Here is a 3,663-nt window from a genome sequence, read left to right as displayed (position 1 = left end):
ATGCTACAGCTGTTTTTAAGCGACGGGACCTGGCCGCGCCGCGGCGGCGGCAAACGGGCGTCACTCGTGCGCCCCCGGCTTGCCGGCGGAAGGGGCCCCGCCTTCGGCCGGAACGCGTTGCCCGCGCCCGTCCGCGTAGAGCCGGTATAGATCGCCCGTCAAGGATCGGGGGTGTTGCATCCGCCACGCGCGGATCGTGCTGACGAACCCCCCTCGAAGCCTTGGAAGGACTGGTCGCGCATGAGGACCGAGACGCACAGCCTCCGCCGACAGAGCGGCGCCGGGTCCCCCGGACATGCGCTGCGCCTGGACGCGGTCGTGAAGGAGTACGGAAAGAGCGGCCGCGGCGTGCGCGCGCTGGACGGTGTCTCGGTCGGCATCGAGCGGGGCTCGTTCACGGCCGTCATGGGGCCCTCCGGTTCCGGCAAGTCCACGTTCCTGCACTGCGCCGCGGGCCTGGACAAGCCGACCGGCGGGCGCGCGTACATCGGCGACACCGAGCTGAACGGGATGAACGAGACCCAGCTGACCCGGCTGCGCCGCGAGCGCATCGGCTTCGTCTTCCAGGCGTTCAACCTCATCCCGGCCCTGTCGGTGCGGCAGAACGTGGAGCTGCCGCTGCGCCTGGCCGGCGAGCGCCTGGACCCCCGCTGGCTGGAGGAGATCCTGGAGCGGGTCGGCCTGGGGGGCCGCGCCACCCACCGGCCCGCCGAGCTGTCCGGCGGCCAGCAGCAGCGCGTGGCGATCGCCCGCGCCCTGATCACCCGCCCGGACGTCATCTTCGGCGACGAGCCGACCGGTGCCCTCGACACGGTGACCGCCAAGGAGATCCTCGCCCTGCTGCGGTCCTGCGTCGATGAGACCCGCCAGACCGTGGTCATGGTCACCCACGACCCGGTCGCCGCCTCGTACGCCGACACCGTCCTCTTCCTCGCCGACGGGCGGATCGTCGACACGATGCACTCCCCGACCGCGGACCGGGTCGCCGACCGCATGACCCACCTGGGAGCGTGGGCCTGATGCTGCGCTATGCCCTGCAGACCCTGCGCGCCCGCAAGGGCGGCTTCATCGGGGCGTTCCTCGCCCTCTTCTGCGCCGCCGCACTGGTCACGGCCTGCGGCATCCTCCTGGAGACCGGTTTACGGGGCACCATCGGCACCGAGCGGTACGCCGGCGCCCCCGTCATCGTCAGCGGCGACCAGAACGTCCACCAGGTCACCACCAAGGAGAAGAAGGGCAAGACCAAGACGAAGGAGAAGGCCAAGCCGCTCGGCGAGCGCGTCTGGATCCCCGCCGACACCGCGGCCAAGGTGGCCGCGCTGCCCGGCGTGAAGGCGGCCCTGCCGGAGGTGACCTTCCCCGCGTACGCGGTCACCCCCGAGGGCCAGGTGGTCCCCGGCGTCGACGGCAAGCCCTCGTACGGGCACGCCTGGACCTCGGCGGCCCTGACCCCGTTCACGCTGGCCGAGGGCGCCGCCCCGGTCGGTGCGGACGAGGTGGTCGTGGACCGCGAACTGGCCGGCCGGGCCGGGATCAAGCCGGGCGCCGAGCTGACCGTGCAGTCGACCGGTGCGCCGCGCACCTACCGGGTGACCGGCATCGCGGCGCCCGCCGGCGGCGACCTGGAGCAGCAGACCTCCCTGTTCTTCTCGGACGCCGAGGCGGAGCGGCTCTCGGGCCGCGAGGGCGAGGTCGCCGCGGTCGGCGTGCTGCCCAAGCCGGGCGTCTCCGAGAAGGACCTCGCCGGGCAGGTCAGGCAGGCCCTGGAGGGGACCACCGCGCAGGTGTCCACCGGCGGAGACCGCGGCCCGGTGGAGTTCCTGGACGCCGCCAAGGCCCGGATCAAGCTGGTCTCCATGGGCGGCGCGATCGGCGGCACCTCGCTGCTCGTCGCGATCCTCGTGGTCGTCGGCACCTTCGCCCTGTCCATCCAGCAGCGCTACCGCGAGCTGGCGCTGCTGCGGGCCATCGCCGCGACGCCCAAGCAGGTGCGGCAGCTCATCGGCCGCGAGGCGCTGATCGTCGGCCTCCTCGCCGGGGTGCTCGGCTCGGTCACCGGGCTGCCCATCGCCTACTGGCTGCACGGCAAGTTCGTCGGTTTCAAGGCCATCCCGGACACCCTGGAAGTGACGTTCAGCGTCTTCCCGTTCTTCGCCGCCATCGGTGCGGCCCTGCTCGGCGCCTGGGCCGCGGCCCGTATCTCCGCGCGGCGCACCGCCCGGATCCGGCCCGCCGAGGCCCTGTCCGAAGCGGCCATGGAGCAGGGGTTCGCCTGGGGCCGGCTGGGTGCCGGCGCGGCCTTCCTGGCCGGCGGCATCGTGCTCCTGGCGGTCCTCGCCGCGCTGCGCACCGAGCCCGCGTCCACGCCGGTCACGTTCCTGTCGGTCGTCGTGCTCGCGGTGGCGGTCTCGCTGCTCGGCCCGCTGATCGCCCGGATCGCGGTCGCCGTCCTCGGCGTGCCGCTGCGGGCCTCCCGGGTCGGCGGCTACCTGGCCACCGCCAACGCCCGCGCCAACACCAAGCGGCTCTCCGCCGCGATCACCCCGCTGGCCCTGCTGATCGGCATGGCCTGCACGGTGTTCTTCGTGCAGACCACGATGGGCGCCGCGGCCACCGCCCAGGCGAAGGCCGGCAACAAGGCGGACTGGGTCGTCGGCTCGGCCGGCCCGGGCGTGCCCGCGCAGGCCGCGGACTCGCTGCGCCGGGTGCCCGGCGTGACCGCGGTGACCGAGGTCGTCCGCACCTCCGTGCGCGTCGGACTGGAGAAGTACCCGGCGCAGGGCGTGTCCACCGCGGGCCTGACCAGCACCTGGGACCCGGGCGTCACCGGCGGCAGCCTCGAAGGCTTCGGCGAGAAGAGCGTCGCGCTCAGCGAGGTCGCCGCCGACAACCTGGGCAAGAAGCCGGGGGACACCCTCAAGCTGACCCTCGGCGACGGCACGGAGACCGAGCTGACGGTGGCCGCCGTGTACGAACGGGGCCTGGGCTTCGGCGACCTGACGATGTCCCATGCGCTGGTGTCGCAGCACGTCGACAACCCGCTGGCCTCCTCGCTGCTGGTCAAGACGGCCGGTGACGGCCGGGCCGGGCGCGGCGAGCTGCAGAAGGCGCTGGGCGGCCTGCCCGGCATCGGCGTCCTGGACCGCGGGCAGGTCGAGGACCTGCAGGCGGAGGTGCAGCAGTCCAACGCGGAGGTCAATTACGTGGCGATGGGCCTGATCATCGCCTTCACCGCGATCGCCGTGGTCAACACGCTGGCCATGTCGGTCTCGGACCGCACCCGCGAGTTCGCCCTGCTCCAGCTCGTCGGCACCACGCGGCGCCAGGTGATGGGCATGCTCCGGATCGAGTCCGTGATGGTGGTGCTGATCTCCGCGGTGCTGGGCACCGGTATCGCCTTCGCGGTGCTGACCGCGTTCAGCATCGGCATGACGGGCTCCGCCTCGCCGACCGTCGACCCGCTGATGTACCTCGGCGTGCTGGGCTTCGCGGCGCTGCTCGCGGTGCTGGCCACGGTGGTCCCGGGCCGGGTGGCCGTGTCCGGCCGCCCCGCCGACGTCATCGGCTCGCGCCAGTAGCCGGCCGCGACGGCCGGAGGGGCCCCCCCCCCCCCGGGGCCGCCCCCCCCCCCGGGGGGCGCCGCCGCGGGCGGTCCGTCGAGGA

Annotated in this window: 2 protein-coding genes; both read left to right on the top strand. The window is 73.6% G+C overall.

What is annotated here, in order from left to right:
* Positions 1–240 precede the first annotated feature (240 nt).
* Positions 241–1,020, top strand: a complete 780-nt coding sequence (locus ACFVGY_RS05120) for an ABC transporter ATP-binding protein (protein ID WP_385671187.1) — start codon at positions 241–243, stop codon at positions 1,018–1,020.
* Positions 1,020–3,578 (top strand): FtsX-like permease family protein, encoded by a 2,559-nt coding sequence (locus tag ACFVGY_RS05115; protein ID WP_385671184.1) that lies wholly within the window; start codon positions 1,020–1,022, stop codon positions 3,576–3,578. The genes ACFVGY_RS05120 and ACFVGY_RS05115 overlap by 1 nt, the downstream gene beginning before the upstream one ends.
* The last annotated feature ends 85 nt before the right edge of the window (positions 3,579–3,663 follow it).

The organism is Streptomyces sp. NPDC127106 (assembly GCF_042677605.1).
In the GTDB taxonomy this organism is placed as follows: Bacteria; Actinomycetota; Actinomycetes; order Streptomycetales; family Streptomycetaceae; genus Streptomyces.
Note: the sequence above shows the minus strand (reverse complement) of the source record. Positions and strands in the feature narration are given on the sequence as shown.